Annotated in this window: 28 protein-coding genes; 15 read left to right on the forward strand and 13 right to left on the reverse strand. The window is 50.7% G+C overall.

Translation table 11 applies throughout. From position 1 onward, the window contains the following. Positions 1-115 precede the first annotated feature (115 nt). Positions 116-424 carry a DUF1161 domain-containing protein gene (locus FDX04_RS05730; RefSeq protein ID WP_137370587.1) on the reverse strand — a complete coding sequence of 103 codons (309 nt, stop codon included), beginning with the start codon at positions 422-424 and terminating at the stop codon, positions 116-118. A gap of 103 nt (positions 425-527) precedes the next feature. Between FDX04_RS05730 and FDX04_RS05735 the strand changes: the two genes are divergently transcribed. Beyond that, on the forward strand, positions 528-1238 hold the full coding sequence (locus FDX04_RS05735; RefSeq protein ID WP_038643159.1) for a YnfC family lipoprotein: 711 nt from the start codon (positions 528-530) through the stop codon (positions 1236-1238). 6 nt (positions 1239-1244) lie between these two features. Here the strand turns inward: FDX04_RS05735 and speG are convergent, their stop codons facing one another. Together speG and FDX04_RS05745 are read right to left on the reverse strand one after the other, a co-directional pair. Continuing rightward, positions 1245-1805, reverse strand: coding sequence for a spermidine N1-acetyltransferase (gene speG / locus FDX04_RS05740; RefSeq protein ID WP_038640513.1), 561 nt, complete (start codon positions 1803-1805; stop codon positions 1245-1247). A 36-nt stretch (positions 1806-1841) separates the two neighbouring features. After that, positions 1842-2183: a DUF1283 family protein gene (locus tag FDX04_RS05745; RefSeq protein WP_038640515.1), complete on the reverse strand. Its 342-nt coding sequence runs from the start codon at positions 2181-2183 to the stop codon at positions 1842-1844. A gap of 152 nt (positions 2184-2335) precedes the next feature. Here FDX04_RS05745 and FDX04_RS05750 point away from each other — a divergent pair, with 152 nt between their 5' ends. The 5 genes from FDX04_RS05750 to FDX04_RS05770 all read left to right on the forward strand — a co-directional run bounded on the left by FDX04_RS05750 (position 2336) and on the right by FDX04_RS05770 (position 8081). Continuing rightward, entirely contained in the window at positions 2336-2662 is a 327-nt protein-coding gene (locus FDX04_RS05750) for a YnfA family protein (RefSeq protein ID WP_038640517.1), read from the forward strand. 107 nt (positions 2663-2769) lie between these two features. Further along, positions 2770-3984 (forward strand): starvation-sensing protein RspA, encoded by a 1215-nt coding sequence (gene rspA, locus FDX04_RS05755; protein WP_042308480.1) that lies wholly within the window; start codon positions 2770-2772, stop codon positions 3982-3984. 13 nt (positions 3985-3997) lie between these two features. Further along, positions 3998-5017: a Zn-dependent oxidoreductase gene (locus tag FDX04_RS05760; protein ID WP_137370588.1), complete on the forward strand. Its 1020-nt coding sequence runs from the start codon at positions 3998-4000 to the stop codon at positions 5015-5017. Between the two features lie 53 nt (positions 5018-5070). After that, positions 5071-6450, forward strand: a complete 1380-nt coding sequence (locus tag FDX04_RS05765; protein ID WP_137370589.1) for an MFS transporter — start codon at positions 5071-5073, stop codon at positions 6448-6450. A gap of 164 nt (positions 6451-6614) precedes the next feature. Continuing rightward, positions 6615-8081: a mannitol dehydrogenase family protein gene (locus FDX04_RS05770; protein WP_137370590.1), complete on the forward strand. Its 1467-nt coding sequence runs from the start codon at positions 6615-6617 to the stop codon at positions 8079-8081. A 75-nt stretch (positions 8082-8156) separates the two neighbouring features. Here the strand turns inward: FDX04_RS05770 and ydfZ are convergent, their stop codons facing one another. The 3 genes from ydfZ to ydfG form a co-directional block, all read right to left on the reverse strand. Next, positions 8157-8360 (reverse strand): putative selenium delivery protein YdfZ, encoded by a 204-nt coding sequence (ydfZ, locus tag FDX04_RS05775; protein WP_042308473.1) that lies wholly within the window; start codon positions 8358-8360, stop codon positions 8157-8159. A 189-nt stretch (positions 8361-8549) separates the two neighbouring features. Then, positions 8550-9236: a GntR family transcriptional regulator gene (locus tag FDX04_RS05780; RefSeq protein ID WP_137370591.1), complete on the reverse strand. Its 687-nt coding sequence runs from the start codon at positions 9234-9236 to the stop codon at positions 8550-8552. A gap of 86 nt (positions 9237-9322) precedes the next feature. Further along, entirely contained in the window at positions 9323-10069 is a 747-nt protein-coding gene (gene ydfG, locus FDX04_RS05785; RefSeq protein WP_042308469.1) for a bifunctional NADP-dependent 3-hydroxy acid dehydrogenase/3-hydroxypropionate dehydrogenase YdfG, read from the reverse strand. Positions 10070-10206: 137 nt separating this feature from the next. Here ydfG and dcp point away from each other — a divergent pair, with 137 nt between their 5' ends. Further along, a complete protein-coding gene (dcp, locus tag FDX04_RS05790) occupies positions 10207-12252 on the forward strand; it encodes a peptidyl-dipeptidase Dcp (RefSeq protein ID WP_137370592.1) in 2046 nt (681 codons plus the stop codon). Positions 12253-12417: 165 nt separating this feature from the next. After that, on the forward strand, positions 12418-13344 hold the full coding sequence (locus FDX04_RS05795) for a diguanylate cyclase (protein WP_137370593.1): 927 nt from the start codon (positions 12418-12420) through the stop codon (positions 13342-13344). A gap of 283 nt (positions 13345-13627) precedes the next feature. Here the strand turns inward: FDX04_RS05795 and mgtS are convergent, their stop codons facing one another. Further along, positions 13628-13723, reverse strand: coding sequence for a protein MgtS (mgtS, locus tag FDX04_RS05805; protein WP_003032406.1), 96 nt, complete (start codon positions 13721-13723; stop codon positions 13628-13630). Positions 13724-14210: 487 nt separating this feature from the next. Here mgtS and urtA point away from each other — a divergent pair, with 487 nt between their 5' ends. From urtA to urtE, 5 genes are read left to right on the forward strand one after another with little or no spacing between them, the layout of a single operon-like run. Beyond that, positions 14211-15482 carry an urea ABC transporter substrate-binding protein gene (gene urtA / locus FDX04_RS05810; protein WP_137365534.1) on the forward strand — a complete coding sequence of 424 codons (1272 nt, stop codon included), beginning with the start codon at positions 14211-14213 and terminating at the stop codon, positions 15480-15482. A 43-nt stretch (positions 15483-15525) separates the two neighbouring features. Beyond that, positions 15526-17100: an urea ABC transporter permease subunit UrtB gene (gene urtB, locus FDX04_RS05815; protein ID WP_137370594.1), complete on the forward strand. Its 1575-nt coding sequence runs from the start codon at positions 15526-15528 to the stop codon at positions 17098-17100. After that, positions 17100-18173: an urea ABC transporter permease subunit UrtC gene (gene urtC, locus FDX04_RS05820; RefSeq protein ID WP_061381356.1), complete on the forward strand. Its 1074-nt coding sequence runs from the start codon at positions 17100-17102 to the stop codon at positions 18171-18173. The genes urtB and urtC overlap by 1 nt, the downstream gene beginning before the upstream one ends. Further along, complete coding sequence (gene urtD, locus FDX04_RS05825; protein ID WP_137370595.1) at positions 18173-18970, forward strand: urea ABC transporter ATP-binding protein UrtD; 798 nt, start codon at positions 18173-18175, stop codon at positions 18968-18970. The genes urtC and urtD overlap by 1 nt, the downstream gene beginning before the upstream one ends. A gap of 9 nt (positions 18971-18979) precedes the next feature. Continuing rightward, the gene (gene urtE / locus FDX04_RS05830; protein ID WP_137370596.1) at positions 18980-19678 is read left to right on the forward strand and encodes an urea ABC transporter ATP-binding subunit UrtE; all 699 of its coding nucleotides are present in this window, start codon (positions 18980-18982) and stop codon (positions 19676-19678) included. A 40-nt stretch (positions 19679-19718) separates the two neighbouring features. Here urtE and ydeE read toward each other — a convergent pair whose 3' ends face one another. Beyond that, the gene (gene ydeE / locus FDX04_RS05835) at positions 19719-20906 is read right to left on the reverse strand and encodes an efflux MFS transporter YdeE (RefSeq protein WP_042308451.1); all 1188 of its coding nucleotides are present in this window, start codon (positions 20904-20906) and stop codon (positions 19719-19721) included. Between the two features lie 198 nt (positions 20907-21104). Here ydeE and eamA point away from each other — a divergent pair, with 198 nt between their 5' ends. Then, positions 21105-22004 (forward strand): O-acetylserine/cysteine exporter, encoded by a 900-nt coding sequence (gene eamA / locus FDX04_RS05840; protein WP_137370597.1) that lies wholly within the window; start codon positions 21105-21107, stop codon positions 22002-22004. Positions 22005-22037: 33 nt separating this feature from the next. Here the strand turns inward: eamA and marB are convergent, their stop codons facing one another. The 3 genes from marB to marR are packed head-to-tail and all read right to left on the reverse strand — an operon-like array spanning position 22038 to position 23124. Further along, positions 22038-22256, reverse strand: coding sequence for a multiple antibiotic resistance protein MarB (gene marB / locus FDX04_RS05845; RefSeq protein ID WP_137370605.1), 219 nt, complete (start codon positions 22254-22256; stop codon positions 22038-22040). Between the two features lie 30 nt (positions 22257-22286). Further along, a complete protein-coding gene (gene marA, locus FDX04_RS05850) occupies positions 22287-22670 on the reverse strand; it encodes an MDR efflux pump AcrAB transcriptional activator MarA (RefSeq protein WP_003032424.1) in 384 nt (127 codons plus the stop codon). Positions 22671-22689: 19 nt separating this feature from the next. Then, entirely contained in the window at positions 22690-23124 is a 435-nt protein-coding gene (marR, locus tag FDX04_RS05855) for a multiple antibiotic resistance transcriptional regulator MarR (RefSeq protein ID WP_042308445.1), read from the reverse strand. A gap of 257 nt (positions 23125-23381) precedes the next feature. Between marR and FDX04_RS05860 the strand changes: the two genes are divergently transcribed. Continuing rightward, positions 23382-24047: a MarC family NAAT transporter gene (locus FDX04_RS05860; RefSeq protein WP_061381352.1), complete on the forward strand. Its 666-nt coding sequence runs from the start codon at positions 23382-23384 to the stop codon at positions 24045-24047. A gap of 39 nt (positions 24048-24086) precedes the next feature. On the opposite strand, the gene FDX04_RS05865 is transcribed toward FDX04_RS05860, so the two are convergent. Beyond that, the gene (locus tag FDX04_RS05865; protein ID WP_042308442.1) at positions 24087-25283 is read right to left on the reverse strand and encodes a sugar transporter; all 1197 of its coding nucleotides are present in this window, start codon (positions 25281-25283) and stop codon (positions 24087-24089) included. Between the two features lie 94 nt (positions 25284-25377). Further along, positions 25378-26238 (reverse strand): LysR family transcriptional regulator, encoded by an 861-nt coding sequence (locus FDX04_RS05870; RefSeq protein WP_137370598.1) that lies wholly within the window; start codon positions 26236-26238, stop codon positions 25378-25380. Between the last annotated feature and the right edge of the window lie 72 nt (positions 26239-26310).

Consider the following 26310-nt stretch of genomic DNA (forward strand, 5'->3'; position numbering starts at 1 on the left):
ATATTTATAACGAAATTAATAGCATGCTAATAATGGAATGAGTTTACCCCCTTATAGGTATGCCATCTTAATGCATATCAAACAGGAGTACCCCTCCGCGTACGGAGGGGGAGATTTATTGCGGTTCGGCGGCGTGCCCGTCCTGTGCAGGCGAACTATTGGCAGGGGCGTTGCCGCTGTTAGTCCGGGTATAGAGAATTTTGTGCGTATCGTTTGCACAATGGCCTACCACCAGTGAATCAGGTTGATCGGCCTGATCGTTGGGGACAATGTTCAGTGTAAAGCTGGACTCTGCGACGCCATTATTTATGATGCGCTGTTCGATATCGCTCTTAACGCGTTCGCAGGACGCTGGTGCCGCCAGAACTTGTGGGGAGGCAGCTACCAGTAAGATTGCGGCAATTCCTGTTATGTATTTCATCATCAGCTCCTTTTGTGAACGACATGAACTAAGAGTAGCATTTCTGGTGTAAATAATTGTATTTGCTAATATGATTGAGAATTATCTTCTTATCCGGGTGAAAAATGTGAAGAAACAGACCCTGTTAGTTTTCCTGTGCGCCGTACTGGTCGGGTGTGATAACGCCAAAGGGCTGGTTTCTTTTACACCGGAAATGGCCAGTTTTTCCAATGAATTTGATTTCGATCCGCTGCGTGGGCCAGTGAAAGATTTCAGTCAGACGCTTCTTAATGATAAAGGTGAAGTTTCCAAGCGCGTTGTCGGTACGCTCTCGCAGGAAGGGTGTTTCGATACGCTTGAACTGCACGATATCGAAAATAATACCGGAATGGCGCTGGTTCTGGATGCCAACTATTATCGCGATGCCGAAACGCTGGAAAAAAAGATCCGCTTACAAGGTAAATGCCAGCTAGCGGAACTGCCTGCTGCCGGTGTGGTGTGGGATACCGACGATAACGGCTTTGTCGTTTCTGCCACGGGAAAAGAGATGAAAGTCCAGTACCGCTATGACGCGGAAGGCTACCCGCTGGGTAAAACTACCGTCAGTAAAGACAATACCTTACAGGTTGATGCCAAACCGTCGGTTGATCCGCTGAAGAAGCTGGATTACACGGCGGTGAGTATGCTGAACAATCATCCATTAGGTAATGTCAGGCAAACCTGTAAGTACGATAACTACGCCAACCCGGTCAACTGCCAGCTGGTTATCGTTGACGAAAGCGTGAAGCCAGCAGTTGAACATCATTACTCGATTGAAAATACCATCGATTACTACTAATCGCCTTTATTGAGCGGTAGGTTGTAGCAGGTTAGGACCAGACGTTTTGTGTTCTGCCAGATACTGCTGCTGGAAAATACACATACGGATGGTGTTGCGGTACTGACCGTTGATAAAGAATTCATGAATCAGTTCACCTTCCACCATAAAGCCGAGTTTACGGTAGATGTGGATGGCTTTTTCGTTCTCTTTATCAACGATTAGATACAGCTTATATAAGTTGAGAACGGTAAAGCCATAATCCATCGCCAGCTTTGCCGCCCGCGAAGCCAGACCTTTACCCTGATATTCGGGCGAAATAATAATCTGGAATTCAGCCCGGCGGTGGACGTGGTTAATCTCTACCAGCTCCACCAGCCCGGCTTTTTCACCTTCGCATTCCACCACAAAGCGACGTTCGCTTTGGTCGTGAATATGCTTGTCGTACAGGTCTGACAGCTCAACAAACGCTTCGTAAGGTTCTTCGAACCAGTAACGCATAACGCTGGCGTTGTTATCAAGCTGGTGGACAAAACGTAAATCTTCACGCTCCAGCGGGCGCAGCTTAACACTGAGGGCGCTAGTCATATTGTATCCTTGCAATATCCTTTAGGGGCACAGTCATTATGGTGCAACGGTACGGCCAGTACGACGGTCGAGGCAGCGCAGGGTGTTAGGTTCCCAGTAGGCGTTAATATTGGCGCTCTGTTCGCACTTATCACGGCTATCAAAGGCCGCGTCGGCTTTGTCCCACTCTTTCTCAGTACGCTTGTTCACTTTCTGACGTAGTTGGCGGGTATCGTTCCATTGTTCCTTTTCCATTGCGGCCTGTTGACGGCTTTGCGCACTGTCCCCGGATTCAATGACCAGTTTACTGGTTTCAGCAAATGCTGAAGAGGTGTACACAGCCGCCGCAAGCGTCAGCATAGCCGTCAGACACAGACGTTTGGTCAGTGTAATATTCATGGCGAATTCCTTTTATGAGAAAGGGAAAAACGATAAAACAGGGCTAAATTCTACACTATTCCTGCTTCAGGGCATACCCACTGAGCGGATATGGATACGTTGGCGATATTCTGTCGTATCATGGTTAAACCGAAGGTAACTGAATAACGTCAATGCTTAAGACCACCTTTCTTTTTTTCGTCACCGCCTTATGCGAAATCATCGGCTGCTTTTTACCCTGGCTCTGGCTTAAACGAGGCGCTACGGCGTGGCTGTTGGTACCCGCCGGTGTATCGTTGGCCTTATTCGTCTGGCTGCTGACGCTGCATCCCGCCGCGAGTGGGCGAGTTTACGCGGCCTATGGCGGTGTTTATGTTGTCACTGCGCTGCTATGGCTGCGCTTTGTCGATGGCGTAAAACTCAGCCTGTATGACTGGTCTGGTGCGCTGGTGGCCTTGTGCGGGATGCTGATTATCGTGGCTGGATGGGGGCGCGCATAGCGCCTTTTTTGTGATCAACGAGCGCTTTTTCGATCTTTATACTTGTATGGTAGTAGTTCAGTTGAGTAAATTTCCTGCATCTCAAGAACAGATGTAAGGAAGAAAAAATGAAGATTGTCGGGGCTGAAGTTTTTGTCACCTGCCCGGGGCGTAATTTTGTAACGTTAAAAATAACGACAGATGATGGGATCACCGGGCTGGGCGATGCCACCTTAAATGGCCGCGAATTATCCGTGGCGTCCTATCTGAAAGATCATGTCTGTCCGCAACTTATTGGTCGCGACGCGCATCGAATCGAAGACATCTGGCAGTTTTTCTACAAAGGCGCGTACTGGCGTCGCGGTCCGGTCACCATGTCGGCGATTTCCGCAGTAGATATGGCATTGTGGGACATCAAAGCGAAAGCGGCGAACATGCCGTTGTATCAGTTGCTCGGCGGTGCGTCTCGCGAAGGCGTCATGGTTTACTGCCACACCACAGGCCATACCGTAGATGATGTGCTGGAAGATTACGCGCGACATAAAGAGATGGGCTTTAAAGCGATTCGCGTACAGTGCGGCGTACCGGGCATGAAAACCACTTACGGTATGTCAAAAGGCAAAGGTTTGGCCTATGAACCCGCGACCAAAGGGCAGTGGCCGGAAGAGCAGTTGTGGTCTACAGAGAAATACCTCGATTTCACGCCAAAACTGTTTGCCGCTGTTCGCGATAAATTTGGTTTTAACGAACATCTGCTACATGACATGCACCATCGCCTGACGCCGATTGAAGCTGCCCGGTTTGGCAAAAGCATTGAGCAATATCGTCTGTTTTGGATGGAAGACCCAACCCCAGCCGAAAACCAGGAGTGTTTCCGCCTGATCCGCCAGCATACGGTCACGCCGATTGCAGTAGGGGAAGTTTTCAATAGCATCTGGGATTGCAAACAGCTGATCGAAGAACAGCTGATCGACTATATCCGCACCACCATTACCCATGCGGGCGGCATTACCGGTATGCGCCGTATTGCCGATTTCGCCTCGCTGTATCAGGTACGCACGGGGTCGCATGGACCTTCCGATCTGTCACCCGTATGCATGGCCGCAGCACTGCATTTTGATCTGTGGGTGCCGAACTTCGGCGTTCAGGAATATATGGGGTATTCCGAGCAAATGCTGGAAGTGTTCCCGCATAACTGGACTTTTGATAACGGCTACATGCACCCGGGCGATAAGCCAGGCCTTGGTATTGAGTTTGATGAAAAACTGGCGGCGAAATATCCGTATGACCCGGCATATCTGCCTGTCGCTCGCCTGGAAGATGGCACGCTGTGGAACTGGTAAGGAGTGATTTGCTATGAAAAGTATTGTGATTGAAAAACCAAATACGCTGGTCATTGCCGAGCGGCCCGTTCCAGAGCCATCAGCGGGAGAGGTGAGGGTGAAGGTAAAACTGGCGGGAATTTGTGGTTCCGATAGCCATATTTACCGTGGGCATAATCCATTTGCGCAGTATCCTCGCGTTATCGGCCACGAATTTTTTGGCGTGATCGATGCGGTAGGGGAAGGTGTTGATCGTGCGCGAATGGGGGAACGAGTATCCGTTGATCCCGTTATCAGCTGCGGGCATTGCTATCCCTGTTCAATAGGTAAACCTAACGTTTGCACATCGCTGGTGGTGCTGGGCGTTCATCGCGATGGTGGTTTTAGCGAGTACGCCGTGGTACCGGCAAAAAATGCCTGGACGATCCCCGATGCCGTTCCTGATGAACATGCCGTCATGGTAGAGCCTTTTACCATCGCCGCGAACGTAACCGGACAAATTAAACCTACAGAAAATGATATTGCGCTGATTTATGGTGCAGGGCCTATGGGGCTAACCACCGTACAGGCGCTTAAACGTGTCTATAAAGTAAAAACCTTGGTGATTGCCGACAGAATCGAAGAACGCCTGAGCATGGCGAAGCAGTGCGGCGCTGACTGGGTAATAAATAATGGTCAGCAATCGTTGCAAGATTTCCTGGCGGAAAAAGGGCTTAAGCCGACCATCATCGTGGATGCGGCTTGTCATCCATCCATTTTACAGGAGGCTATCACGCTGGCATCGCCAGCCGCACGGATTGTCCTGATGGGCTTCTCCAGCGAACCTTGTCAGATTGTTCAGCAGGGCATTACCGGGAAAGAACTTTCAATTTATTCCTCAAGATTAAATGCCAATAAATTCCCGATTGTTATTGATTGGTTAGTTAACGGACTTATCAATCCTAATCAACTTATTACCCATACTTTTGACTATCACCACGTTACAGACGCAATTGAATTGTTCGAGAAAGATCAGCAGCACTGCTGCAAAGTTTTACTCACATTCACTGAATAATATAAATAACTGCGAGTAAGTGGTACGCATCTTACCTCTACGAGATAGCCAATATGAATCAAGAAAAACACGAAAGATCCACCAAAGATCTGGTCAGAGCCGCCGTATCCGGATGGTTAGGTACTGCGCTCGAATTTATGGATTTTCAGTTATATTCTTTGGGTGCCGCACTGGTATTCCATGAGATATTTTTCCCGGAACAATCTGCGGCGATGGCCCTCATTTTAGCAATGGGAACCTACGGTGCGGGATATATTGCTCGTATCGTCGGGGCATTTATATTTGGCAAGATGGGGGACAGCATCGGGCGTAAAAAGGTGTTGTTTATTACTATCACCATGATGGGGATTTGTACAACATTAATCGGCGTTCTACCAACCTATGCGCAAATCGGTATCTTTGCGCCCGTACTGCTGGTGACGCTGCGTATTGTGCAAGGGCTTGGCGCGGGGGCTGAGATCTCGGGGGCGGGAACGATGCTTGCCGAGTATGCGCCGAAAGGGAAACGCGGGATTATTTCCTCACTTGTCGCCATGGGAACCAACTGTGGGACCCTTAGCGCAACGGCAATCTGGGCGGTGATGTTCTTTGCTCTTGACCGTGAGGAATTATTAGCCTGGGGGTGGCGCATTCCGTTCCTTGCCAGTATTGTGGTGATGATCTTTGCCATCTGGTTACGTATGAATCTCAAAGAAAGCCCGGTATTTGAGAAAGTTAATGATGAAGAAAATGCGTCGGCATTAAACAATGCGTCGGAAAATACGCTGGGGGCGATGTTTACCAGTAAATCGTTCTGGCTGGCAACCGGTTTACGCTTTGGTCAGGCGGGCAACTCTGGGTTAATCCAAACCTTTCTTGCCGGTTATTTAGTACAGACATTGTTATTTGATAAATCAATACCCACCGATGCGTTAATGATTAGCTCGGTACTTGGATTTATTACCATACCGCTGCTCGGTTGGTTGTCTGATAAATTTGGTCGTCGTTTACCCTATATTATCCTCAATATCTCAGCCATTATTTTGGCTTACCCGATGCTGTCAATTGTGGTGGATAAAACGTATAGCCCGGGCGTTATTATGACAGCATTGATTGTTATTCATAACTTTGCTGTGTTGGGATTATTTGCTCTCGAAAATATCACCATGGCTGAAATGTTTGGTGCCCGTAATCGCTTTACGCGAATGGCGATTTCAAAAGAGGCAGGCGGATTGGTAGCCGTTGGTTTTGGACCTGTTCTGGCCGGTATTTTCTGTAACATGACCAATTCCTGGTGGCCAATTCTGGCGATGGTCATTGCCTATTCACTGATCGGTCTGGTGTCTGCGCTGCTGATGCCGGAAGTGAAAGACCGCGATCTGAGTGTGCTTGAGGATGCCGCTGAAGTGAGTCAGACGAATAAAGTTCGTTGTTCGGCGACCCAGATAAGCTAAGTCCTGGTAATAGCATGGACGGATACGGTTATGCTCCGCCATGCTATTACACAGCTTTAAATGATGTCATACCAATTATGAAAAGCTTAATGCAAATCAAAACATACAACCCTACAGGCGTTACTCTGAGACAGTCCTGATTTCATAGATAAGTAGGCCATACCATGCAAAACAAGCTCTTAGCGGCAAAGGCTGCGCTTCCTGACTACGATCGTACCACACTGGTCCCACGTATTGTTCATCTGGGATTTGGCGCGTTTCATCGCGCACATCAGGGTGTTTATGCTGACATCCTGGCTGCAGAACACGGCAGTGACTGGGGTTATTGCGAAGTAAATCTGATTGGCGGTGAGCAGCAGATTGCCGATCTGAAACAGCAAAATTATCTGTATACCGTTGCGGAAATGTCTGCGGATGCGTGGACTGCCAGAGTCGTTGGTGTGGTGAAAAACGCGCTGCATGCGCAGGTAGATGGTCTGGAAAGCGTACTGGCTGCGATGTGCGAACCGCAGGTGGCGATCGTTTCTCTCACCATCACCGAGAAAGGATATTGCCACTCTCCGGCGACGGGGCAACTGATGTTAGACAACCCCATGATTGCCGCCGATTTGCAAAATCCAAAACAACCAAAAACTGCGCCAGGCGTGGTAGTTGAAGCTCTGGCGCGCCGCAAAGCTGCGGGGTTAGCCGCATTTACCGTGATGTCCTGCGACAACATGCCTGAAAACGGCCACGTGATGCGCAATGTCGTCACTGCGTATGCCCGAGCGGTAGATGCTGAACTGGCTGCATGGATCGAACAGCATGTGACGTTCCCGTCTACAATGGTTGACCGCATTGTTCCTGCGGTTACCCCGGAGACGCTGGACAAAATTGAACACATCACCGGGGTACGCGACCCGGCAGGCGTAGCCTGTGAACCGTTCCGTCAGTGGGTAATTGAAGATAACTTTGTCGCCGGTCGTCCGGCATGGGAAAAGGCCGGGGCGGAGCTGGTATCGGATGTGATCCCCTTTGAAGAGATGAAACTGCGTATGCTCAACGGCAGTCACTCTTTCCTTGCCTATCTTGGTTATCTGGCGGGTTATCAGCATATCAACGACTGCATGGAGGATGAAAATTATCGTCTTGCCGCGCGAGCGTTGATGTTGCAGGAACAGGCGCCGACGCTGAAAGTGAAAGGTGTGGATCTGCAGCACTATGCCGATCTGCTCATTGAGCGCTACAGCAACCCGGCTCTGCGTCACCGTACCTGGCAGATTGCGATGGATGGTAGCCAAAAACTGCCGCAGCGTATGCTCGATTCAATTCGTTGGCACATTGCGCATGGCAGCCATTTTGCGCTGCTGGCACTGGGCGTAGCCGCCTGGATGCGCTATGTCGGCGGTGTGGATGAACACGGTCAGGCGATTGAAATCAGCGATCCGCTGTTGCCGGTGATCCAGACTGCGGTTCGCAGTAGTCCCGAGGGGGAAGCACGCGTTCAGGCGTTACTGGCGATTGATGCCATTTTTGGTCGCGAATTACCGCAGGTAGAACTATTCAAAAACCAGGTCACAGAAGCCTATCTTGCTTTACTGGCTGAAGGGGCGAAGGCAACGGTTGCGAAGTATGCAGCAAAACTGAAGTAACGAAGGGCATCATTTATGACGCCATCTGGCTTTCAGCGAGCCAGATGGCGCAGAGTTTTCTGGCATTCACACCAATTAGTTCATGCCCAAACGAATCAACTCGATAGGGGTATATTTACCTTCACACCCTTCGATTGCCACTGTTTTGCCACGGCGAATTTGCTCAGCGGTCAGGCCATCGGTGTCTATCGCTGTAATGCGGCCTGTGAGTCCGGTGCCGCTAATCATGACGCGGCTGCCAGTGGTGATTGCGTTGCGGTTACGATCGTATGTTTTCATGGTGTTTTCTCCTTTCCAACTCACCGTCAAAGCCCGTGGGCCTCTGGTCCCACGTAACGGGCGCAATATAAATACGCTTCTCGCTAAGGATTTTTTTTGTTTTCGATCAAAATCACAGCTTTTTTTAGAGAGATGTGCAGGAGAGGGTAAACGCAGGACAACTCACCCCGCAGAGAGGTGAGCGTAAAATTAATCTTCGCTGAACCAGTCGCTATTTTCCTGGCGAATAAGCTGCACAGACTCACCGATCTCCTGAAGGTGCAGCATCATTGCGCGCTCGACGCCGTCACCATCATGTTTTTCAAGTGCGGCAAAGATATCGTGATGCTGGCGAAGCAGCATTTCAGGAGGGGAAATATGATCCAGGCTCATATAGCGAACGCGGTCAATGGTGGCTTTAATATTCTCGACGGTGTCCCAGGCGAGCTGGCACTCGGCGATTAAAGCCAGTTTCTGATGAAACTCATCGTCAAGCTGGAAGAAATCATCAATTTGTTTTCGGTCAATCGCAATGCGCTGCTGATGCAGATTCTGTTCGAGCTGATAGCACTGTTTATCGGTGATCAGGGTGGCGGCGCGGCGGACCACGGCACATTCAATTGCCTGGCGAACAAAACAACCGTTTTGCACCTGCGACAACGAAATTTTGTTCACGTAGCTGCCACGCTGCGGACGGATCTGAATCAGACCGTTCTCTGCCAGTTTGATGAATGCCTCTCGTACCGGCTGGCGTGAAACATTGAAGCGTACGGAAACCTCTTTCTCCGACAGCGGCGTACCAGGCGCAATCAGACAATGCACGATATCGCGACGAAGAATACGGTAAATCTGCTGATTTACAGGCTGTGTAGGGTTGAGCTGCGTTTCTACGGTCATTCATTCTTACTTTTTAGAGAGTTAACCCAGATATTTTATCACTTATTTCAGGCTATCTATACCCGGCGCAAGGCCGGGCAGGGAAATTAGCTCCGATGGACACTCAGCCCGGCAAAAGACTGCGTGACCGGCATCATTTCAAGGGTGTTAATGTTGACATGAGCAGGTAACGAAGCCACCCACCATACCGCTTCTGTAACATCTTGCGGGGTCAACGCAGTGGTATTTTCGTAAGCTTTTTCAGCCTTGGCATCATCGCCTTTGAAACGCACGTTAGAGAATTCCGTACCGCCAACCAGACCTGGTTCAATGTCGGTAACACGAATCGCTGTCCCGTGTAAGTCAGTACGCAAGTTGAGACTAAACTGACGGACAAACGCTTTGGTCGCGCCATAAACGTTACCGCCGGCGTATGGCCAGCTACCGGCGGTAGAGCCGATATTGATAATATGTCCGCGATTGCGCTCAACCATACCAGGCAGCACGGCACGGGTCATATAAACCAGGCCTTTGTTGTTGGTATCGATCATGTTTTCCCAGTCTTCAATGCTGGCCTTGTGGGCAGGCTCGAGGCCCAGCGCCAGACCCGCGTTGTTGACCAGAACATCAATATCGCGCCATTCAGCAGGTAAGGACGCCAGCATCTCTTCAATCGATGCGCGATTACGTACGTCCAGTTGCGCGATATAGAGTCGGTCACCCAGCTCATCTTTAAGTTCCTGCAGGCGCTCCTGACGGCGTCCGGTGGCAATAACTTTATGCCCATTCTCAATAAAACGACGCGTAATGCACTCACCAAAACCTGCGGTTGCTCCGGTTACTAAAACGATCATCTCACTGTTCCTCAACGCTTTTTATGTAGTACTACCATAGCACGTCATTTCTGTTCAGAGCTATTCCTGGTTAACAGGATTGCGGTCGATTCCCGGGAAGTCTACTCTGGTAAACAAATCGTTTTCAGGAGTGAAAGATGTCGTTAACGAATCCTTTTTTACACCACAGCACATTGCCGTATCAGGCGCCGCAGTTTGATCAGATTGACGTGCAGCATTATCGTCCGGCGTTTGATGAGGGCGTGCGGCAAAAACGCGCAGAGATCGAGGCGATTGTACACAATCCTCAGGATCCTGATTTTGCCAATACTCTCCTGGCACTTGAACAAAGTGGCGCATTACTCACGCGCGTAACCAGCGTTTTCTTCGCGATGACGTCGGCGCACACCAACGATGAACTACAGCGCCTTGACGAAGCGTTCTCAGCAGAACTGGCGGGGCTTGCCAATGATATCTACCTTGATAGTGCGCTTTTCGCCCGCGTCGAGGCTGTCTGGCAACGACGTCATACATTAGGTTTGGATAGCGAATCATTGCGCCTGGTGGAGGTCATTTACCAGCGTTTTGTACTGGCAGGCGCCCGTCTGAATGAGGCCGACAAAGCACGACTCAAAGCGCTCAATACCGAGTCAGCCACGCTGACCAGTCAGTTTAATCAGCGTCTGCTGGCGGCGAACAAGTCCGGTGCTTTGGTGGTGGATGATGTCCGGCGGCTTGACGGGCTTAGCGCAGAAGAACTTGCCGTTGCCGCTGAGGCTGCAAAAGAAAAGGGGCTCGAATCACGTTGGGTTATTCCGTTAGTGAATACCACTCAACAACCGGCGCTTGCCGTGTTACGCAATCGACAGATCCGTGAAGAACTGTTTACCCAGGCGTGGACGCGGGCTGAACACGATGACGATAACGATACCCAGGCTATTATTCAGCGTCTGGTCGACATCCGCATGCAACAGGCGAAATTACTCGGTTTTGCCAATTATGCGGCCTGGAAAACCGCCGACCAGATGGCTAAAACGCCTGAAGCGGCACTTTCGTTTATGCGGGCGATCGTTCCGGCCGCGCGCCAGCGTGCGTTGGATGAACAGGCAGAAATCCAGAAAGTCATCGATCAAGAGCAGGGAGGGTTTAGTGTCAGGGCCTGGGACTGGGCATTTTATGCTGAGCAGGTCCGCCGTGAGAAATACGCCCTTGATGAGGCACAGCTTAAACCTTACTTTGCTCTGGATACGGTGTTGAACGAGGGTGTTTTCTGGACGGCCAATCAGCTCTTTGGTATCAAATTCGTTGAGCGATTCGACATTCCGGTTTATCACCCGGACGTGCGGGTATGGGAAATTTTCGACCACGATGGCGTAGGACTAGCGTTGTTTTACGGTGATTTCTTCGCCCGTGAATCAAAAAGCGGCGGGGCATGGATGGGCAATTTTGTTGAGCAATCGGAGCTGAACGAAACCCGACCGGTTATTTACAATGTCTGTAATTATCAAAAACCCGCAACGGGTAAGCCCGCGTTACTGTTGTGGGATGATGTCATTACGTTGTTCCATGAATTTGGCCACACGTTACACGGTCTGTTTGCCATTCAGCGTTATGCCACGCTTTCAGGGACTAACACACCGCGTGATTTTGTCGAGTTTCCTTCGCAGATTAACGAACACTGGGCGAGCCATCCGCAGGTTTTTGCCCGATTTGCCCGTCATGTCGAAACCGGAGAGCCAATGCCGCAGGCGTTGCGGGATAAAATGCAGCGGGCCAGCCTGTTTAATAAAGGCTACGATATGACCGAACTGCTCAGTGCCGCATTGTTGGACATGCGTTGGCACAGTCTGGAGATGAGCGCGTCATCTTCTTCGGTTGATCAATTCGAGCAGCAGGCGCTGGCGGCAGAAGATCTGGATCTTCAGGCCGTGCCGCCTCGTTATCGCAGCAGTTATTTTGCCCATATTTTTGGCGGTGGCTATGCCGCGGGTTATTACGCCTATTTATGGACGCAAATGCTGGCCGATGACGGTTATCAGTGGTTTGTAGAGCAGGGCGGATTAACCCGCGAAAACGGACAGAAATTCCGCGAAGCGATTTTGTCCCGCGGGAATAGCACTGATTTAGCTGAGCTTTATCGCAAGTGGAGCGGGCGCGATCCCCGCATGGAGCCGATGCTGGCACATCGTGGTTTGAGCGCGTAAGCATTTTTAGATCTTGCGCAGAGCCGGGCGTGATGCCCGGTCTTATCTTATGTTCATTACTGAAACTGATAAGGCTTATTCTCAAAATAAAAAATTTACATAAGTTTTCTTTTTTGTCGTTAAGATGATTGCATCAGAAACGTTCGAACAGGGAGGAAGATCGTGATGATGAGAAATACTACGGAAATAGATGCAATTTTGATCGAGTTAAACAAGTCCATTGATGCCCACTATAAATGGCTGGTGAATATGTTCCGTTGCGCAGTAACCTCGAATGCTACGCAACCGGATATCATGGGTGACAACGCGCATTTCGTTTGTCAGTTTGGACAGTGGCTTAATAATCAATCGCTGCGCAATGAAGATGATTGTAGCTATGTGAATAAGATAAATAATGTTCACGAAAAAATGCATTTATCAGGGAAGGATTTGCTATCGGCAATACTGGAGAAACGTAGTTATCCATGGCATTTCACCAAATTCGAGAATGCGTTACTGGCATTTACGTCTGCTGTGATGGGCTATAAAATATATTTGCTGAGTATCCGCAGTAATATCGACATATTAACAGGCTTACCTGGCAGAAGAATGCTCGATGAGTCTTTTGACCAACAGTTAATCGATGCCGGGCCGCTTAATCTTTATATATTGCTACTGGATATCGACCGTTTTAAACACGTTAATGATACGTATGGTCATCTTGTGGGGGACGTGGTATTACGCGCTCTGGCAGCAAATTTTTTGGCATGGACGCGATATGATGAAGTTGCGTACCGCTACGGTGGCGAAGAATTTATTATCATCATCCGAACCAAAACTGACGAGCAGGCCCGCCAGGCAGGGTTGCGATTGTGTCAGCTTGTAGGCCAGCAAAAAATCCCCTACGCAGATGGAGAGATCGCCATCACCGTAACGGCCGGTATCACCAGAGCTCAGCGGGATGAAAAATTAGATACCGCTCTTGGACGGGCAGACAGAGCGATGTACCAGGGAAAACAGAGCGGCAGGAATCGCTGTATGTTTATGGATGAACGCGAGCAGATCACGCTGGTTAACGCCAGTGATGGGCCTTCGTTCCACCTCAGCGCGTGAAATTCATCTAAGCCGTTTTATGTTAGTTGCGTTTCGTTTAGCTTTCATTGGGGTTGCCGATGCTAGGTTAGCAGACTATCCGCTATCTTCGCAGGGAATTGCCAGATAGCGTATAAAGCAAAACACAAATCTATCCATGCAAGCATTTACCGCTGGTTTATCCGGCGGTTTTTTTTATCTGTGGCCAGGGAAAAGGTGCCGGAAAGGCGATGCAGGTAAAAAAATGGCCCCTTGTGCAGTGACGCGACAAGGGGCCGGTTCGGTTCAGGACTATCGCCGTTCATCAATCATCCCATCTGTGGCTAAAATACGCGGCCAGGAAACCGGAAAATAAAATAATTCCCAGAACAGCCATAAAAATATTCATATTACCCAGCATAGTAAATGCTCCTTTATCTGTGAGTTTCCTCTCTTACCTTAAGTTCACCTCGCTTATGACTATAGTAGCAATTGCAACTTAAACAAAGGCTGAACTGTGTGATTATTTCGTCTGAAATGTAAAAAATTGACGCGATTTCGTCGGGGGAAATAAATAATAGTGACAAGGCGCGCTTATCCTTGCGCAAATTAACCACGATTTTATGCTGATTTCCACAGTCATTGCTATGCGAACCCGACGCAAATTGTTGCACGTTTATAATGCAACGCTGTCTCATGGTGGTTCAATTTTCCTGGCGATCCCCCTTCTTGATGAAATGTTTTCATCCAGTTACTGAGTTATACGATTCTAATGCCTTGATTTTATATGATGTTTTAATATCTGGCATCGTTTTTGCCTTATTACTTCTGAATCCCCTTAATTTGCACCGTTTTGTCTGCCCGGCTGCACCGGAGCTTTCAGCGAATCTAATTTCAGGAGTGAAACTATGCAGCGTCGTACATTTTTAAAAGCTTTTGCGTTATCGGCCTCCGTTATGGCAATGGGCATGAGTTTTAGCGTCCAGGCGGCTGACACTATTAAAGTGGGCATCATGCATTCGTTATCCGGAACGATGGCGATTTCCGAAACGCCGTTGAAAGATGTGGCGTTGATGACTATTGACGAAATCAATGCGCAGGGCGGCGTGTTGGGCAAAAAGCTGGAGCCGGTTGTGGTTGATCCGGCCTCGAACTGGCCCTTATTTGCTGAAAAAGCCCGACAGTTGCTGAGTCAGGACAAAGTGGCGGCGGTGTTTGGGTGCTGGACATCGGTTTCGCGTAAATCGGTGTTACCGGTATTCGAGGAGTTAAATGGTTTGCTGTTTTATCCGGTGCAGTATGAAGGCGAGGAAATGTCGCCTAACGTCTTCTATACCGGCGCGGCACCTAATCAGCAGGCGATTCCGGCGGTTGAGTATCTGATGAGTGAGGATGGCGGTGGTGCGAAACGCTTCTTCCTGCTGGGGACTGATTATGTTTATCCGCGCACGACTAACAAAATTCTCCGTGCCTTTTTGCATTCGAAAGGCGTTGCCGATAAAGACATCGAAGAGGTGTACACCCCGTTCGGACACAGTGATTATCAGACCATTGTCGCCAGTATCAAAAAATTCGCCGCAGGGGGAAAAACGGCGGTGGTCTCAACCATCAACGGTGATTCTAACGTTCCATTCTATAAAGAGTTAGCGAACCAGGGTCTGAAAGCCACCGATGTTCCGGTAGTGGCCTTCTCCGTAGGCGAGGAAGAATTACGCGGTATTGATACGAAACCGTTGGTAGGCAACCTTGCCGCCTGGAACTACTTTGAGTCTGTCGATAATGCGGCTAACAAGAAGTTTGTCGCGGATTACCGGGCGTATGCCAAAGCGCACAAATTACCGAATGCGGATTCGGTTGTGACAAACGACCCAATGGAAGCCACCTGGGTTGGTCTACATATGTGGGCACAGGCAGTAGAAAAAGCCGGAACTACCGATGTGGATAAAGTCCGTGCTGCAATGGCTGGGCAATCATTCGCCGCGCCATCTGGCTTTACCCTCACGATGGATGCCACCAACCATCACCTGCATAAACCCGTCATGATTGGCGAGATTGAAGGCAACGGTCAGTTTAATGTGGTGTGGCAAACCGATGAGCCGGTCCGTGCCCAGCCGTGGAGCCCGTATATCGCCGGCAATGATAAAAAATCTGAACAACCCGTGAAAACCGCCAGCAACTGATCTTATGCCCTCCTGCGGGAGGGCAACGCTTGGGAGAATGCTCATGAAAGCCATGCGCTTTATTCGTGGTGTGATGTTGCTGACGTGGTTTTTGCCGTGGATAGCGCAGGCATCAGATGCCGATACTTTTACCGCTGCCAACCGGACGCAGCAGGCTGTCTTACTTGAACAGTGGGCGACAAATCCTGACCTTAAGCGTTTACCCGTGCTTAAGGCGCTGCGAGATGAAAATCTGCTGACCGATAGCGCGAAAAATGCGTTTGTCATGGATGGGGCGCAAGCACAACCGTTGGGGAGGGCAACAGGTCCTGACGGTGAGCTAAAAAAAGTCCGGCTGACTAACCGGCTGCGCAATCTGGTTGCCGGAACGTTGGCCGTTCATCAACTTTTAAGTGACAGTGTCACGGAAAGGAGCACCGCAGCCAGGATATTACAGCGTGAGGCTCAGCCTGGCATGCTGTCATTTTTGCAGCAACGACTGGCGCAGGAACCGGATGCTAATGTGAAATCTGCCCTGGTTATTGCTCTGGCTAACCTGCGACTGACCAGCACCTCGCCCGAGGTCAGGCGGCAGGCAATTGAACAGCTGGGGGCGTCAAACGACCCTGAAACCCAGGCGAAATTACAACCCTTCACCCGCGCAGAACATGAGCCTGATGCCCGCGTTCGCGCTGCCGCCGACGAAAGTCTGAATTCCATCGCACACCGCATGAAGGTTGGCGATCTTCTTGGGCAAGCCTTTATGGGGCTGTCTCTGGGATCTATTTTGCTGCTGGCGGCGTTAGGGCTGGCGATTACTTACGGGCTGCTGGGTGTCATCAATATGGCGCATGGCGAGATGTTGATGCTCGGCGCTTACTGTACCTGGATGGTGCAACAGCTGATGGGGCAGTTTCTTCCGCAATGGTTAGCCTGGTACCCGGTCATTGCGCTTCCGGTCGCCTTTTTACTTACCGCGGCAGTAGGAATGCTGCTGGAGCGCGGTGTGATCCGCCATTTATATGGCCGTCCGCTTGAAACACTACTGGCTACATGGGGGATCAGCCTGATGCTGATCCAGTTGGTGCGAATGACCTTTGGTGCACAAAATCTCGAGGTCGCCAATCCGACATGGCTTTCCGGGGGGATTCAGGTCTATGCCAATCTGATTTTGCCGTGGAACCGAATTGTGGTGCTTGGCTTTGCCATGCTGGTGCTGTTCTTCACCTGGTTATTGCTGAATAAGACCCGTCTTGGGCTGCGCGTGCGCGCGGTGACGCAAAACCGCAATATGGCGGCTTGCTGCGGCGTGCCCACCGGGCGAGTCGATATGCTGGCCTTTGGGCTGGGTTCAGGGATTGCCGGGCTGGGTGGCGTGGCGCTGTCGCAGTTGGGTAACGTGGGGCCAGAACTGGGGCAAAGTTACATTATTGATTCGTTTCTGGTGGTGGTGCTTGGCGGCGTTGGACAACTCGCTGGGAGTGTGGCAGCGGCGTTTGGTCTCGGGATCTTCAATAAAATTCTTGAGCCTCAGATGGGGGCTGTTCTCGGCAAAATTATGATCCTGGTGCTGATCATTCTGTTTATCCAGAAACGACCTCAGGGACTTTTCGCATTGAAAGGGAGGGTTATTGACTAATGACTATGCCAATGACATTAACGCTGGCACGAAAAGCGCCGCGCGTGACGCGCATCCTGGGGCTGTTTTTGCTGCTGGCGCTCATTATTCTGCCATTTCTGGCGCTGCTCCCGGTGGATCATCCGCTGGCAATCTCCGTCTGGACACTAACGTTGGCTGGGAAAATCCTGTGCTATGCCATTGTAGCGGTCGCACTGGATCTGGTGTGGGGCTATGCCGGAATGCTCTCACTGGGTCATGGCATTTTCTTTGCGCTGGGGGGATATGCGATGGGGATGTACCTGATGCGTCAGGCCTCCGGCGAAGGACTACCGGCTTTTATGTCGTTTCTGTCGTGGACCGAACTGCCCTGGTTTTGGTGGGGAACGCAACACTTTATCTGGGCCATGCTGCTGGTTGTGCTGGTACCCGGCCTGCTGGCTCTGGTGTTTGGCTGGTTTGCCTTTCGCTCAAAAATCAAGGGCGTCTATTTCTCCATCATGACTCAGGCCCTGACTTTCGCTGGCATGTTGCTGTTTTTCCGTAACGAAACCGGGTTTGGTGGAAATAACGGTTTCACCGGATTTACCACTATTCTGGGATTCCCCGTGACCGCGACCTCAACCCGTATCGCGCTGTTTCTGGCGACGGTGATGCTACTGGTGCTGGCGTTATGGCTGGGACTGGCGCTGGCGCGCAGTAAGTTTGGTCGTATCCTGACTGCCGTGCGCGATGCCGAGAATCGGCTGATGTTCTGTGGCTATGATCCGAAAGGCTTCAAGCTGCTGGTATGGACGCTTTCCGCTGTGCTGTGCGGGCTGGCTGGTGCGCTGTATGTTCCGCAGGTGGGCATCATTAACCCCAGCGAAATGTCACCGACCAACTCGATTGAAGCGGCGATTTGGGTCGCCCTCGGTGGTCGCGGAACCCTGATTGGCCCGGTTTTTGGCGCTGTGTTGGTGAACGGCGCTAAAAGTCTGTTTACGGTAATCATGCCTGAATACTGGCAACTGTTTCTTGGCCTGATTTTTATTGGCGTTACGCTGTTTTTACCCCGTGGCGTGATTGGTCTGTTTCGCAAAGGAGACAAATAATGCAGCCAGATGAAGGTCTTTTTACCCGCCAGTTGCCAGGGGACAGATTTCGCAATCAAACCGACCCGGTATTGCAGCTGGAAAAAATCAACGTGAACTTCGATGGGTTTCAGGCGCTAACGGATCTCACACTTGATATTGGCGTAGGGGAACTGCGCTGCATTATTGGTCCTAATGGTGCCGGAAAAACGACGTTGATGGATGTCATTACCGGCAAAACCAGACCGCAAAGCGGCCGCGCGATTTACGATCAGTCGATTGATTTAATGGCGTTTGATTCTATCGCCATTGCGCGTCAGGGGATTGGACGAAAATTTCAGAAGCCCACGGTATTTGAAGCATTAACAGTGGTGGAGAATCTGGAGCTGGCACTGAAAAACGATAAATCCGTTTGGGGGTCTTTACGGGCGCGCCTTTCGGGTGAACAGCGGGACCGCATCGATGAAATGCTGGTGCTGTTGCGCCTGGGAAACGATCGCGAACGCCGTGCCGGGCTGCTTTCGCACGGGCAAAAGCAGTTTCTTGAGATCGGCATGTTGCTGGTCCAGGAGCCGCATTTGCTACTGCTGGATGAGCCGGCGGCGGGGATGACGGATGCGGAGACGGAATACACCGCGGAACTGTTTCGCCAGCTTGCCGGGAAGCACTCGCTGATGGTGGTTGAGCATGATATGGGATTTGTCGAGACAATTGCTGACCACGTTACGGTATTGCATCAAGGGCGAGTGCTGGCTGAAGGGAGCCTGCGCGATGTGCAGGCCAATGAGCAGGTTATTGAAGTTTATCTTGGACGGTAAGGAGGGCTGATGCTGCAGGTAAATGAACTGAATCAATATTATGGCGGCAGCCATATTCTGCGTGGCGTGAGCTTTGAAGCGCGTATCGGTGAGGTGACGTGTCTGCTGGGGCGTAACGGCGTGGGTAAAACAACGCTCTTAAAATGCCTGATGGGGCTTATCCCTGCCCGTAGTGGAAGCGTGCTGTGGCAGGAGAAAGATGTCACGTACTGGAAGCCACATCAACGGGTCAGAGCCGGTGTAGCGTACGTGCCGCAGGGACGCGATATTTTTCCGCGTCTGACAGTGGAAGAGAACTTGCTGCTGGGCCTTTCCCGATTTTCAGCACAGGACGCCCGGCGAGTGCCAGATGATATTTACGCGCTATTTCCAGTGCTACAGGAGATGAAGTATCGACGGGGCGGAGATTTGTCCGGTGGACAACAACAACAACTGGCTATTGGACGGGCGCTGGCCAGTCGGCCGCAGTTGTTGATCCTTGATGAGCCCACCGAGGGGATCCAGCCGTCAGTAATTAAAGAGATTGGTCAGGTTATTTCTCACCTGGCGCATCGGGGTGATATGGCCATTTTGCTGGTGGAACAGTTCTATGATTTTGCGCAGCAGCTGGCTGACAAATACCTGCTTATGTCGCGCGGAAGTATTATTCAAAGCGGTTCCGGCGAGAATATGGAATCCGAGGGAGTACGAGGGCTGGTGGCCATTTGAGATAAGCGACAGAACCACTATGGATCTGTCGCGATAACAATCAGCAGACCGCCGTCTGATCCCAGGGTTTGGCGCGCATACCCTTTATCATTAACGCCCAGGCAAGGACAATCGCCACGATCAGCGCTACAAACAGCGACCATGGCGGTAATGTGGTCAAAATGACGCCGCTGACCAATGGGTTTACCGCGGCACCAAGCCAGCCCAGCGACTGGGCGGAAAAATAGCTGGCTTTCATGCCGGCCGGGGCTATGTTATCGATCAGCATATATTCGCCCGGGGCGTAAATGACTTCACCGATCGTGAAAAGGGCCGCAGAAATACCCCAGAACCATAAGCTATTGCCGGAAAACATGAAACCAACCAGGCCGAGCACAAAGAAGATTGTGCCTACTGTCATCAGCGGTCGAATGTTAGCGGCAGTGATCCTGCGTCCAAGGGCATATTGCAGCGATACCACAATGGCGGCATTGACGGGCAGAACGACCGCTACCACTTTTTCGGCAAAATCACCGTTGGCGACTACCATCACGTATTGTGAAATACAGGAGGCAAATGCGCCGCCAACAAATGACGCCAGAAATGCCGACAACGTAAACCAACATAAGGCTCTGTCGCGCAGGAGCACCGAGGGTGACCAAACCGCGGCGTTTGAACCTTCTGATACTACCGTTGAACGTTTTACCCACGTCTGGATAAACACCAGTGGTAAAGCCGAGCAGGCGGCCGCCAGCCAGAACGGTAAGTTAATACTTTGCATCACCAGCAGGGTGCCCAGCGGGGGGCCAACGGTCCAGCCGATGTTCAGCACGGTATAGTTAAGCGAGAAAATTTTCGTTTTGTTGGTGGCAGAGAGATTATCGGCAAACCAGGCCTTCAGCACCGTTGCGAAGACGGAGTAGGCGCAGTTGATCAGGGCGAAGAGCAGCACCACCACCACGACGTTATGCACCAGTGGGATCGCAATAAAACCAGAGGCAAAGCCGCAGATAGCCAGCAGCATGTAGCGTTTTTTATCGAACTTGTCGGCCAGAATACCAAAGCCAAGGCTGAAAACGACGCCAATAGTCAGGGCGACCGTCATCGCATAACCGATCAGATCGACGCTCAGGTTATACTGCCGACTGAGGTAAATCGTCATGAATGGCAGCGTAGCGCCGCGCCCAATGGTTAATAACAAGGATGATGCAAGTAACGCGAGAGTGGACCGTCTCAGAGAGATATTCATTTTCCTGCCCGACAATGCATGTTGTTATGTTTTTTTTAGATATCAGAAACAAATAGTATGGTAAAAGTGTGATGTACACTCAATAAGTTGTCGGAAAATGCCCTCAATAGCCTACCTGAATTAATGATCTGTTCCGGTACAATGATTTCCGTTACCTTAACTTGTTTACAAAAATTTAATATTTGCAAGGGCGGTGGTATGTCACGTAAAGACGGGTTGTTAGCGTTGCTGGTCGTTGTCGTTTGGGGCCTGAACTTTGTCGTCATTAAAGTTGGCCTGCACAATATGCCGCCATTGATGCTGGCAGGATTGCGATTTTTACTGGTGGCATTTCCGGCGATATTCTTTATTGCCCGCCCGAAAATCCCGCTTTCGCTGTTACTCGGTTATGGCCTGACCATCAGTTTTGGGCAGTTCGCGTTTCTCTTTAGCGCCATCAAATTCGGTATGCCTGCCGGGTTAGCTTCGCTGGTATTACAAGCTCAGGCGTTTTTCACCATCATTCTGGGGGCATTCGTTTTTGGCGAGCGTTTGCAGGGGAAACAGCTGGTAGGGATTGCGCTGGCCGTCTTTGGCGTACTGGTATTGATTGAAGCTAGTCTGAACGGGCAGCATGTCGGCATGCTCGGTTTTATGCTGACGCTGGCGGCGGCGCTAAGCTGGGCCTGCGGCAATATCTTTAACAAAAAAATAATGCAGCACACGTCGCGTCCGGCTGTGATGTCCCTGGTCGTGTGGAGCGCTTTAATTCCCATTATCCCGTTCTTTTTGGCATCCGCACTGCTTGATGGTCCGACACAAATTGTGCAGAGCCTGGTGGCGATAGATATGATCACCATTTTGTCACTGGTTTATCTGGCGTTTGTGGCGACCATTGTGGGTTACGGAATCTGGGGTTCATTACTTGGGCGTTATGAAACCTGGCGGGTAGCGCCGCTGTCGCTGTTAGTGCCCGTTGTCGGTCTGGCAAGTGCAGCTGTGTTGCTGGATGAAACGCTCACGGGTTTGCAACTGCTGGGTGCGCTGCTGATTATGGCTGGGCTGTATATTAATGTATTTGGCTTTCGTTTGCGCAAGATAGTGCAGGTGAGAGGGTAATAAAAAGCCCCGCCGTGGCGGGGCAAAAACGAATTACAGGTTGCGTGTATTGTAATAAGGCACCCCCAATTCGTCGGACTTATCACTGCCGGCACCCATATGATTAAAATCGAACGGGGACTGATCGTGCGCAGGGGGCATAATCATTGTGTCACGACTGTTCTGGGTGGCGGGTTGCGCAGTCTGTTCCGCCATGCTCTGGCCCGAAACAACCAACAGCAGGGCCAGCATCGCATAAGACAGAATTTTCATCATTTCCTCGGTTACGTCGTTAACTGGCGATTAGCAATTACACTGATTGAGCGGAAGCAAGTAGCGTGACTCGCCGTGCATATTGGTCATACGGTATTTATGCGGCGGAACATCAAAATAGTTTTTGAACGTTCTGGTCAGCGTTTGCTGAGATTCAAAGCCGTAACGCTCCGCCAGATAAAGAATCGGCTCGTTACTTTCTTTTAATTTTTGCGCTATTTCAGTCATTTTACGGCTGCGGATGTATTGACCCAGTGAATGACCGGTTTCTTTTTTAAACATCCGTTGCAGGTGCCATTTGGAGTAACCTGAACGCTCAGACACTTTTTCCAGCGAGAGCGGTGATTCAAGGTTATTTTCGATCCAGTCCAAAATGCTATGAATAGTGATTGTGTCAGTATTGCGTCTGGACATCGTCATACCTCTTTTCTGTTTACGGCAGGATTCTCTTAAGCAAATGCTCAAGCGTGGCTACTTCATCCGCCGTTAAGTTTTTTGTTAGTTCCTGGTGCAGGTCTTGCCCGACTAATTGGTGACACTGCTCGCAAATTGCTGCGCCATGCTCGGTGAGTTTCACCAGCACGCCACGCTTATCATGTGGATTCGGAAGCCTTTCTATCCAGCCTTTACAGGCCAGCCTGTCCAGCATCCGCGTCAGGGCGCCAAGATCGACAGACAGCACTTTTTTCAATTCGACAGGGGTAATGCACACCGCACAACGGATGGAGCAGAGCACTTTGAACTGTGATGCTGTGATATCCAGCGGTGACAGATAGTCGTTTAGCAAACGATCTTTTTTCTGATTAACCATATAGATCAAACGACCCAGTGGGATGATTTCGTTAAACAGATCACTGGTGCTTTTCACAATGGTTGCCCTGGCAAGTAGTTAGTCACGGCTGATATTATTGCTTAGGCAAATATAAGTCAAATGAATGGGTCGGCAAATGCCACGTTTTGCTAAATCAGCAGGCTCATCAACTGACGTATATAATTTTAACGGTCTGATAATTATGGGTTATAGGTGCGGGCGAAAAATGAATCCTTACACCGTGAAAATGGCTTATCACTCGGCTTTCACCTTATACTTGCCGTTGACGATTAACGCACAGGAAAGATGACATTATGATGGACTTGTTTAAAGCAATAGGGCTGGGGCTGGTAGTCCTGTTACCGTTGGCAAACCCGTTAACCACCGTGGCGTTGTTCCTTGGCCTTGCCGGTAATATGAACAGCGCAGAGCGTAACCGTCAGTCCCTGATGGCGTCTGTGTATGTGTTTGCCATCATGATGGTGGCGTACTATGCCGGGCAGCTGGTGATGAATACCTTCGGGATTTCGATCCCCGGATTACGTATTGCAGGTGGGTTAATCGTTGCGTTTATCGGTTTTCGGATGTTGTTTCCACAGCAGAAGGCGCATGAGTCTCCAGAGGCGAAAAGCAAATCAGAGGAGCTGGAAGACGAACCGACTGCCAATATTGCATTTGTACCGCTGGCAATGCCAAGCACTGCCGGTCCGGGTACGATAGCCATGATTATCAGCTCGGCATCAACCGTACGTCATGGCTCCGAATTTCCTGATTGGGTAATTATGGTTGCGCCGCCGATAATTTTTGCGGTTGTCGGCGTGATCCTGTGGGGTTGTTTACGCAGTTCCGGTGGGATTATGCGTTTGGTAGGCAAAGGCGGTATAGAAGCTATTTCGCGCCTGATGGGCTTCCTGCTGGTGTGTATGGGCGTGCAGTTTATTATTAACGGCGTGCTGGAAATTATTAAAACTTACGCTTAAATAAACGGGCCCGGTATTGTCTTATACCAGGCCCGTTTTTTATGAATGCTGTGGCTGCTCTTCGAGCGATATCGGCCATTTGCGAAAGATTATCACCGACCATACCAACGCAACAACGGCAGGTACTGCGCCTGTATAACCAATCGTTGACATCGACCAGTGTAAACTCACCTGATTACCCACCAGCGCGCCAGCGCCAATGCCGATATTAAAGATACCGGAGAACAGTGCCATTGCGACATCGGTGGCATCCGGGGCCAGCGCCAGCACTTTTACCTGCATGCCAAGACCGATCAACATAATAGCAATGCCCCAGAAAATACTGAGGATGGCGAGGTGCATTTCGCTGTCAGCGGCTGGCAATAGGAGCACCAGGCATACCGTCAGCAGGGCAATGGCGCTACTGATGAGTATGGAAGCATGTAGATTACCCAGTTTGCCAAATATCACACTACCAATAATACCCGCGCCGCCCAGAATCAGTAGCAGCACGGTAGCAAAGTTGGCGCTCAGTCCGGCGACGGTCTGTACAAACGGTTCAATGTAGCTATAAGCCGTGTAGTGGGCGGTGACCACAATCACCGTCAGCACATACAGGCTCATCAACGCCGGACGGTGGAATAACACCGGCAAACTTTTAAGTGAACCGGAGTGTTCGCTGGGTAATTTAGGCAGTAACTTAATCAGGCAGAGCAGGGTGACTAACGCCCCCATGCCGATGGCAAAGAATGTGGTGCGCCAGCCAAAATACTGACCGACGATACGCCCGATAGGCAGACCCAGCACCATTGCCAGCGCGGTGCCGGTAGCAATCAGGCTAAGCGCCTGCGCGCGTTTTCCTGCCGGGGCCAGACGAATTGCCAGCGATGCGGTAATGGACCAGAAAATAGCGTGTGCAAAGGCGATACCAATACGGCTAATCACCAGCACGGTGAAATTCCATGCCAGGAAAGAGAGCACATGGCTGGCAATAAACACCACAAACAGACAGATCAGGAGCTTGCGTCGTTCCATCTGGCTGGTAAGCAGCATGAAGGGAAGCGACATTAAGGCAACAACCCAGGCGTAGATTGTCAGCATGATCCCGACCTGCGCGGTCTGCATATTAAAACTTTGCGCGATGTCGGACAGCAAACCGACAGGGACAAACTCTGTGGTATTGAAAATAAAACCGGCAATGGCAAGCGTAACTACACGTAGCCACGCCACCTTGCGGGAAACAGTGTCTGTTGTCATATCGATAAATCGGGTTAACTGCGAAAAGGAGAGGCATCGATCTTAAAACGTTTTCTGGCGAAAACACAATCATTTTGTGATGCGGATCTCATTTTTACAGCTGCGGGTTCAATACCTCAATAAAGGCTTCCAGCTGCCTTGTCATCGCACCTCTTCGCCAGACCAGCCACGTATTCAGCCAGCGCCAGTTTTCGCTCAACGGCCAGGCGTTGACCTGATGGTGTCCGGGCATACTTTCCAGCATCGAACGTGGAATTAGCGCGATACCCGCACCGGCAATAACGCAGGCCAGCATCCCATGGTATGACTCCATTTCATGAATGGTACCCGGCATTGCGCGATCGGCATGAAACCAGCTTTCAAAATGTCGGCGGTAGGAACAGTTGGCGCGAAACGCGTAAATACTGCAGCCGTTGACGTCGCTGGCCCGCTGGATGGGAGGGTGACCGTGCGGGGTGACAATCATCATCTCTTCACGATAGACCGGAATACCCTCAAGTCCGGGGTGGGCAACGGGACCATCGACAAAAGCGGCGTTCAACGTGCCGTCCAGCACGCCGTCCAGCATGGTGCCTGAGGGACCGGTCGCCAGGGCAAACTGAATTTTTGGATAACGTTGGTTATATTCAGCCAACGTAGCAGGGATCCGTACCGCGGCGGTGCTTTCCAGCGATCCGAGTGAAAACAAGCCCTGTGGTTCATCCCCGGCGACGACCATTCTCGCTTCCTCTACCAGCGCCAGGATCCGTTGGCTGTAGCGCAAAAAGTTGTGCCCGGAGGGCGAAAGCCGCAGACGCTGGTTTTCACGAATAAACAGATCGATGCCAAGGTCGGCCTCAAGTTGGCGTATACGGGTAGTGAGATTGGACGGCACGCGATGCACCTTCGCGGCGGCCTGTGTAATGCTGCCGGTCTCCGCGACGGCATTGAACATTTCCAGTTGCGTCAGATCCATAATATTCTCTAATCGTGAATGGTATGGTTAATATTATTCATTTTTCAGAAAGAGTAAATATGCTCATGATAT

This window comes from Citrobacter sp. wls615, from assembly GCF_005281355.1.
Taxonomy (GTDB): domain Bacteria; phylum Pseudomonadota; class Gammaproteobacteria; order Enterobacterales; family Enterobacteriaceae; genus Citrobacter; species Citrobacter werkmanii.

Coding starts and splice junctions, on each gene's coding strand:
- speG (WP_038640513.1), bottom strand. CDS start 1,805: ATGACTAGCGCCCTCAGTGTTAAGCTGCGCCCGCTGGAGCGTGAAGAT.
- dcp (WP_137370592.1), top strand. CDS start 10,207: ATGTCGTTAACGAATCCTTTTTTACACCACAGCACATTGCCGTATCAG.
- urtC (WP_061381356.1), top strand. CDS start 17,100: ATGACTATGCCAATGACATTAACGCTGGCACGAAAAGCGCCGCGCGTG.
- urtA (WP_137365534.1), top strand. CDS start 14,211: ATGCAGCGTCGTACATTTTTAAAAGCTTTTGCGTTATCGGCCTCCGTT.
- FDX04_RS05770 (WP_137370590.1), top strand. CDS start 6,615: ATGCAAAACAAGCTCTTAGCGGCAAAGGCTGCGCTTCCTGACTACGAT.
- FDX04_RS05745 (WP_038640515.1), bottom strand. CDS start 2,183: ATGAATATTACACTGACCAAACGTCTGTGTCTGACGGCTATGCTGACG.
- marB (WP_137370605.1), bottom strand. CDS start 22,256: ATGAAAATTCTGTCTTATGCGATGCTGGCCCTGCTGTTGGTTGTTTCG.
- urtD (WP_137370595.1), top strand. CDS start 18,173: ATGCAGCCAGATGAAGGTCTTTTTACCCGCCAGTTGCCAGGGGACAGA.
- FDX04_RS05795 (WP_137370593.1), top strand. CDS start 12,418: ATGATGAGAAATACTACGGAAATAGATGCAATTTTGATCGAGTTAAAC.
- FDX04_RS05860 (WP_061381352.1), top strand. CDS start 23,382: ATGATGGACTTGTTTAAAGCAATAGGGCTGGGGCTGGTAGTCCTGTTA.
- FDX04_RS05865 (WP_042308442.1), bottom strand. CDS start 25,283: ATGACAACAGACACTGTTTCCCGCAAGGTGGCGTGGCTACGTGTAGTT.
- FDX04_RS05870 (WP_137370598.1), bottom strand. CDS start 26,238: ATGGATCTGACGCAACTGGAAATGTTCAATGCCGTCGCGGAGACCGGC.
- mgtS (WP_003032406.1), bottom strand. CDS start 13,723: ATGCTGGGTAATATGAATATTTTTATGGCTGTTCTGGGAATTATTTTA.
- ydfG (WP_042308469.1), bottom strand. CDS start 10,069: ATGATCGTTTTAGTAACCGGAGCAACCGCAGGTTTTGGTGAGTGCATT.
- eamA (WP_137370597.1), top strand. CDS start 21,105: ATGTCACGTAAAGACGGGTTGTTAGCGTTGCTGGTCGTTGTCGTTTGG.
- FDX04_RS05765 (WP_137370589.1), top strand. CDS start 5,071: ATGAATCAAGAAAAACACGAAAGATCCACCAAAGATCTGGTCAGAGCC.
- ydfZ (WP_042308473.1), bottom strand. CDS start 8,360: ATGAAAACATACGATCGTAACCGCAACGCAATCACCACTGGCAGCCGC.
- urtE (WP_137370596.1), top strand. CDS start 18,980: ATGCTGCAGGTAAATGAACTGAATCAATATTATGGCGGCAGCCATATT.
- FDX04_RS05760 (WP_137370588.1), top strand. CDS start 3,998: ATGAAAAGTATTGTGATTGAAAAACCAAATACGCTGGTCATTGCCGAG.
- marA (WP_003032424.1), bottom strand. CDS start 22,670: ATGTCCAGACGCAATACTGACACAATCACTATTCATAGCATTTTGGAC.
- rspA (WP_042308480.1), top strand. CDS start 2,770: ATGAAGATTGTCGGGGCTGAAGTTTTTGTCACCTGCCCGGGGCGTAAT.
- FDX04_RS05780 (WP_137370591.1), bottom strand. CDS start 9,236: ATGACCGTAGAAACGCAGCTCAACCCTACACAGCCTGTAAATCAGCAG.
- FDX04_RS05750 (WP_038640517.1), top strand. CDS start 2,336: ATGCTTAAGACCACCTTTCTTTTTTTCGTCACCGCCTTATGCGAAATC.
- FDX04_RS05730 (WP_137370587.1), bottom strand. CDS start 424: ATGATGAAATACATAACAGGAATTGCCGCAATCTTACTGGTAGCTGCC.
- ydeE (WP_042308451.1), bottom strand. CDS start 20,906: ATGAATATCTCTCTGAGACGGTCCACTCTCGCGTTACTTGCATCATCC.
- urtB (WP_137370594.1), top strand. CDS start 15,526: ATGAAAGCCATGCGCTTTATTCGTGGTGTGATGTTGCTGACGTGGTTT.